The sequence below is a fragment of the Lysinibacillus sp. NPDC093688 genome, from assembly GCF_050280145.1.
Taxonomy (GTDB): Bacteria; Bacillota; Bacilli; order Bacillales_A; family Planococcaceae; genus Lysinibacillus; species Lysinibacillus xylanilyticus_B.
Window position 1 is genome coordinate 71227 of the sequence record NZ_JBNNUX010000023.1, and the last position, 6339, is coordinate 77565.

8 protein-coding genes are annotated in these 6339 nt (G+C 36.0%); 3 read left to right on the forward strand and 5 right to left on the reverse strand.

Going from position 1 to position 6339, the window contains the following annotated elements; genetic code table 11:
- Positions 1-25: 25 nt before the first annotated feature.
- Positions 26-1177: a PstS family phosphate ABC transporter substrate-binding protein gene (locus tag ACQKN2_RS17285; RefSeq protein ID WP_427416041.1), complete on the reverse strand. Its 1152-nt coding sequence runs from the start codon at positions 1175-1177 to the stop codon at positions 26-28.
- Between the two features lie 129 nt (positions 1178-1306).
- Between ACQKN2_RS17285 and ACQKN2_RS17290 the strand changes: the two genes are divergently transcribed.
- Complete coding sequence (locus ACQKN2_RS17290; RefSeq protein ID WP_427416042.1) at positions 1307-1780, forward strand: YbaK/EbsC family protein; 474 nt, start codon at positions 1307-1309, stop codon at positions 1778-1780.
- A 113-nt stretch (positions 1781-1893) separates the two neighbouring features.
- Here the strand turns inward: ACQKN2_RS17290 and ACQKN2_RS17295 are convergent, their stop codons facing one another.
- Positions 1894-2166, reverse strand: a complete 273-nt coding sequence (locus ACQKN2_RS17295; protein ID WP_427416043.1) for a glutathionylspermidine synthase family protein — start codon at positions 2164-2166, stop codon at positions 1894-1896.
- A complete protein-coding gene (locus ACQKN2_RS17300) occupies positions 2138-3184 on the reverse strand; it encodes a DUF418 domain-containing protein (RefSeq protein WP_427416044.1) in 1047 nt (348 codons plus the stop codon). Before ACQKN2_RS17300 ends, ACQKN2_RS17295 begins: the two co-directional genes overlap by 29 nt.
- A 222-nt stretch (positions 3185-3406) precedes the next feature.
- Between ACQKN2_RS17300 and ACQKN2_RS17305 the strand changes: the two genes are divergently transcribed.
- On the forward strand, positions 3407-3670 hold the full coding sequence (locus tag ACQKN2_RS17305; RefSeq protein WP_427416045.1) for a Parvovirus coat protein VP1-like protein: 264 nt from the start codon (positions 3407-3409) through the stop codon (positions 3668-3670).
- Positions 3671-3695: 25 nt separating this feature from the next.
- Here ACQKN2_RS17305 and ACQKN2_RS17310 read toward each other — a convergent pair whose 3' ends face one another.
- Positions 3696-4487 (reverse strand): GNAT family N-acetyltransferase, encoded by a 792-nt coding sequence (locus ACQKN2_RS17310; protein WP_427416046.1) that lies wholly within the window; start codon positions 4485-4487, stop codon positions 3696-3698.
- A 162-nt stretch (positions 4488-4649) separates the two neighbouring features.
- Between ACQKN2_RS17310 and ACQKN2_RS17315 the strand changes: the two genes are divergently transcribed.
- Positions 4650-5174 carry a GNAT family N-acetyltransferase gene (locus ACQKN2_RS17315; RefSeq protein ID WP_427416047.1) on the forward strand — a complete coding sequence of 175 codons (525 nt, stop codon included), beginning with the start codon at positions 4650-4652 and terminating at the stop codon, positions 5172-5174.
- Positions 5175-5239: 65 nt separating this feature from the next.
- On the opposite strand, the gene ACQKN2_RS17320 is transcribed toward ACQKN2_RS17315, so the two are convergent.
- Entirely contained in the window at positions 5240-6103 is an 864-nt protein-coding gene (locus ACQKN2_RS17320) for an AraC family transcriptional regulator (protein ID WP_427416048.1), read from the reverse strand.
- Between the last annotated feature and the right edge of the window lie 236 nt (positions 6104-6339).

Here is a 6339-nt window from a genome sequence, read left to right on the forward strand (position 1 = left end):
TTATGCTATTAGTATAGCAAATTATTCAGTCATTTTCTAGTCGTACATAACCAACTTTTTCAACTAGTGCTTGCCCCTCATCTGATACAATCCAGTCGATAAACTTCTTTACATTAGGATTATCTGTTCCAGCTGTAACAGCATAAAATTCAGATACGAGTGGGTATGTACCATTACGAATATTTTCCTTTGTAGGCGCAATTCCATCAATGGACATTAATTTAATTTCATTGTTATTCACCATTTCTGTTGAGTAATATCTAAACGTGTAGCCTATGGCATTTTTATAATTACGATATTGTGATACCTCATGGATGATACCACCCATACCTGTTGCAACATTTTCAGCAGGTGCTTCCATGATTGGCGTATCTCCCATCATTTTTTCAAGTGCTGTTTGGCTTCCACTATCTGCTGGGCGTTGAAATGCACGAATCGCGGCATTTTCACCACCGATTTCATGCCAATTCGTAATTTTCCCAGCGTATATTTGTTTAAACTTCTCCAGGGATAAATTTTCTACGCTGTTCTTTTGATTGACGAAAAAGACAAATGCCTCCCGTCCAATAGGTGTCATGTTAAATGTAAGACCTTTCATCTCAGCTTTCCTCTTTTGTGATTCAGATGGTGCTGCTACAAAAATCAGGTCAACATCTCCTGAAATCAAATTTTGATAAGCTTCGGGTGTACGACTCACCATCACTCTACTTCTATCATATGGATAGTAACCCTTTGGATATGTCGCTTCTACAAAGGCAGCATACAGTGGATACAGCGCCGTCGCCCCATCTAGGCGTGGTAGTGACTCCACTAATTGTAATGAAGCCTTTGTATCTGGCTTTACTACTTTATTTTGCTCAGTATATGGCTGATAGGCCGACACATCAATTTCTGCATCAACAGTTGGAATACTCATTTTGTAGTAATGTTGAAAAGGCTCAATCGAAGCAATCAAAAGCGCAATGCCCATTACCCCAGCTAACCATATCTTCCGCTTCCTCGTTGTCAACCAATCAAAAATTAAACAAACAAATAGTATGAATAAACATATTGGAACGGTTAATAATAATCCCTTAAAATGTAGCCCTCCACTTAAAATTAAAGACAGCCCAACTACCCCTGTGAAAAATAGTAACCCTATAAATATAAACAGTGACTGTAACACTTTCATAATCATTCGGCTCGACCTCCAAAAGTGGGATTTTATGCCAGTGTATTTATAATAGATTATTCTCAGAAGATAAACAATAATGTATTCAGAAAATTATGTTAAAATAAAACATAGTATTGTAAGGAGGTATTACATATGGCAATTGAAAAAGTACGTAAGTATTTAGCACAATGGAATGTGGAACACAAAATACAGGAGCTCAACGAAAGCTCGGCTACCGTGGAACTAGCAGCGCAGGCACTCGGGTGCGAGCCCGAACGCATTGCGAAATCCTTATCATTTCTCGTAAACGATGGAGCGATCTTAATTGTTGCGGCAGGTGATGCCAAAGTCGACAATGCAAAATATAAAGCTGTCTTTGGTACAAAGGCAAAGATGCTTGGGAAAGATGAAGTACTCGAAAAGATCGGACACGAGGTAGGTGGTGTTTGTCCTTTTGGCGTGAATGAGGGCGTTGCTATTTATTTAGATGAATCACTCAAACGCTTCACAACAGTATTCCCTGCATGTGGTAGCAGTAACTCCGCCATTGAGCTTACTATTTCTGAACTAGAAACCTATACACCCTATCAGGAATGGATTGATGTCTGCAAAGGCTGGAACGAGTAACAGGGCAAAAAATCGGCGAAACTTGATAGAAAGTCTCGCCGATTTTTATCTTTAGTAATGTTTATTGTGACAAAACGAAGCTCTAGCTACGATTGCGCCCAGGCGGAATTGCTTTAGGTTTCTTTCCTATATCCAACGGCTAACCCGTGAGAATCCCATTCTGTAAATTGATTGCCTACTCTACAAGATAAACCACACGCATGATTATCAGCGATAAATGAGCCGATTAACCATTTCTTTGTTTGTAAACCTTCCTTTAGCTTTATCGTTATAGAGGGCATTTCTACATATTGCTGATAAATAAACAAATTATCATCATAATGGGTGTACGCAGAGGCATTCGTTTTCGTACCATCCTTATTTATTCGGTACTGCTTTTCTTCCATATGTCATAAAGCGCCATACCTTTTCAAATGGCCCCATTTTAAAGAATTTGAACCAGATGACACTAAAGATAATTTGAATGACATAAGTGAGAGGTGCAATGATCACTGCATCAGAAGGAGAAACAACTTCAAGTCCCATTGCAGAAATAATAGCTAAGCCAATAAAGCTTTGAGCTAAATAGTTTGTAAATGCCATTTGCCCAACTCGTCCAATTGGCTTAAGCAGCTTCGTAATTTTCTTATTCTCTAACAAAACAAATAGACAAGCTAAATAAAAATAAGTTGTCGGAATTACACCTAAACCAATAATTAATTGTAGATTTTGATCTTCACTTTGAGATGCAAGCCAAATCCATATTGAAATTCCAACAAAAAGTGGGAATGTTACAAATTGTAGCCACTTTATTTGTTTTGAGTATTCACTTACATGACTAATCCAATCAGCTTTTGCAACTAAAAAACCAGTTAAAAACATGATGAAAATAGTAATTGCATCATTTCCTAATAAACCAAAAACAGTAGAAAAGGCTTCTTGATTTGGCATCAATATTTGTCCAAGAATGCACAGGATATGAACAGTAATAATCGCAAATAGCCATTTACTAATCGTTGAAATCTTTGCATGATAAAAAGGTATTAGTAAAAAACCTATTACTGCATAAATAGCTAGGATTGATCCCCAGAAAACAAATATATGAACAATGCCAATTAATAATAAAGCTAGTAAGCGTCTTGCAAAACGCCTTCTTGGCTTATCCCCACGCGCTTCAGCACGTGAAGCAAAAATATAAAAACCTACACCAAAGAGGAATGAAAAAATCGAAAAGAATTTCTTCTCAATAAAAATATCTATGAGTGTATCAATAATGCCATTAACTCCACTATAGTCAGGCATCGGTCCTCCCTCCACTATTACTTGGTAGGCCGCCACATTTATAAACAAAATGCCAAATAACGCTAGCCCACGAATAATGTCTAAGGAAACGATTCTTTCTTTTTGAGGTACGGATGGATTCATTTTTTAAAACTCCTTATCTTTCAAACTTTACTGCGTTATGACTATCATAGCTTTCCATCCTTACAGTAGTTTTTTTAAAAGCTTACAGGAACCTTACATTTATAGATTTTTCTCATAAGTTAATGTCTTTTTTCACTTACATTAGTTTTTAATCCCCTTCTAAAAGCAAAAATTTCATATTTTATAGTAACAATTATTTCTTTTTAAAAAGGAGAATAGACGATGTACAGACAACGTAAATTTGGTTTTTGCTACCCTGGTTATAAATACTGCGGACCAGGATGCTCAGGACCAGGTAGACCTATCAATGCCGTAGATTCATGCTGCAAATTACACGACGAATGTTATGATCGATATGGTAGAACTAGATATTGCGATGAAATGTTCCAAAATTGCTTACGGCCTCAAATGAATGCTAATAATAAAATGGCTAGAGATGCTAGATTATTTTACAATATCTTCGATATGCGCAATCGGTTCTTTTAAGCCATAAAGAAAGCTCACGATGTTTCTACACCGTGAGCTTATCTATTGTGCTTTTATAAAAAATTGCATATTTTACTGGATCAGTAAAGCCTAACTTAGCGCCTAAATGATAAGATCCATGGTTATCAATAACACAATCCCAACAAGGCTTTATATTATTTATAAGGCAATAATCAATAAATTTTTCTGCAATGAAGCTCGCTAATCCTTTTCCTCTATAATTCGAATCAGTTATTATATCAATCTCTGCAAATTCATGTGATTTAAAAATAGTGACGGCTTCACTAATAGCCTTGTCTCCATGTTGCAAGCAGAAACCAAAACCATTTTCAAGGAAATTACTAGTGGATCCCCAGTATTCCTCATAATATTGATCGTCAAATTCTAAACAATGCTCAATTTGATGTTGCTTGATGTTAATGCATTCGTAGTCAAGCGACCCACGTTTCTCTCTATTGTTATAAGCATTTTTATCAAAACTAAAAGTGTATCTTTCTAATTTATTCACATACCCATCTAATCGTTGTTCAATTTTTGTGTTCCAATCATCTGAGTAAGAAAATAATGTAAAACGTTTACTTTCCTCAATAGCTTCTTGTAGTAAAGCCGCGAGTTTACTTATAACTTGCTCGCTGGATGAATCACCATAAACATAGTATATTCCTGATTTGGTTTGAAACAGTAATGAATGAAGGCTTTCATTGTCGGCATAGACAGCACCTTCTATGATCTCATCTAGAATACTGTAGACAAATGTTGGAGCTCTTTCTATTGTTTCTTTGATAATCGAGTAATTCTCGGTCGTTACCTTAAGCATTATCATTCCCCCTATTCTTTTGTATCTCTTCATACAGTATAACGTTTTAACAATTAATACAATTATTGTATAATAGATACATGAAATTTGAAGGGACTGAATTATGCGCAGATAGCAATATTTTTCATCCAAACTTAAATAAAAAACTTGGAGGTAAAGGTATTGATAGAACAAATTTACACAAAAAGATTATATGTAAGAAAAATGAAGATGGCTGATACACATAGTTTATTTAAAATTTGGTCAGATCCCGATGTGACCAAATTTATGAATATCACTAATTTCACTCATGAAGAGCAAGCGAAGGAAATGATTGAGCTTTTTGATCAATTAGCTAAGGAGCACAAGGCTATCCGCTTAACAATTATTGAGAAGGAATCCAATGAGATTATCGGCTCTTGTGGATTCAATTCATTTGACTTAGAGAACGCTACAGCAGAAATAGGCTATGATCTCGCTAAAGCTTACTGGGGAAAGGGCTATGCGCCAGAATGTATTTCCGCTTTGATTGATTATGCGTTCTCCACTTTAAACATAACTAAAATTGAAGCAAAAATTGAGCCTGGTAATCGTAATTCTATAAAAGTAGTAGAGAAATTGAATTTTACGTTTGAAGGAACATTTCAAGAATATGAAGAATCAAAAGAATCTTTTTATGACGTAAATGTTTATTCTTTCTGTAAATAGATTAATGTAAAAAAATAAAAGCCAAGAATGTTATCTATGAACATTCTTGGCTGCTTTCATTTCTGTTACTTAATCGGAATCCAAATTTCAGAATAAAGGTCAGGACTAAATGGATCTTCGTCCGAGTACACTTCCAGCTCAGCTGTGCCAGTAGGCTCATATGGATTAGATGGGAACCATTCAGAGTAAATTTGTTTCCACGTTTTTTGCATAGCATCCGGCATAGGACCATGTACTTCAAACACAACCCATTTTGAAGCTGGTACATCCATAGCCATCAGATTTTCTGGGACATTCCCGATATGATCCGTTGCAATCCAATAATCCATAAAACTATTTTTTTGTTCACTAGCATTTGGTACACAGACACCAAGTACCCCTTTAATATCTCCATTATTTAATGAAAATAATTGTTGATCCATCCCTTCACCGTTTATTTCATCCCAAAATTTAGGGATTTCTATCGTATTCTCACCATTTTGATGATTATACGTTCTTTTTACCCCTACCACTTGAAACTTTTCTTTTTCTACGATTTTATACTTCATTGGTTCTGCTCCCTTCAGGCTTACCTGGATGACCAGGCGATTGTATGATTGTAGTTGTCCTTGCTTCTTTCTTGCTTCACTAGGCGTTACGTGATGCTGTTTACGAAATGCCTTTGTGAAAGCTTCAGGAGAGTCGTAGCCATATTTGTAGGCGAGATCGATTACTTTTTGGTCTGTATTTATTAACTCCTGTGCAGCTAATGTTAACCTTCTCCGTCTTATATAATCTGCAATAGACATATCCGTTAAAATCGAGAATGTCCGTTGAAAATGAAAGACCGAAGAATTTACCTCTCGTGCGATTTGCTCCATTGTGATGTCATCTAATAAATGTTCCTCGATGTAATTAATTGCTTTTTGAATCGACTCAATCCAACTCATTGCTCTCACTCCTTGCTTATAGCTTAAAACATCAGAATTAGTTATTCCTGTCTTTTTATGCTAACTTTGGACTGGTAAAAATGAAAGCTTTATTTTTATTGGCACATTACCATAGTGTGGGGTTGATTTCCGTTCCAGCTGGGCGCTTTGTTGCTGACGCTTCGCTTTCGCACAGATAAAACATTTGTTGCTGACGCTTCGCTTTCGCACAGATAAAACATTTGTTGCTGACGCTT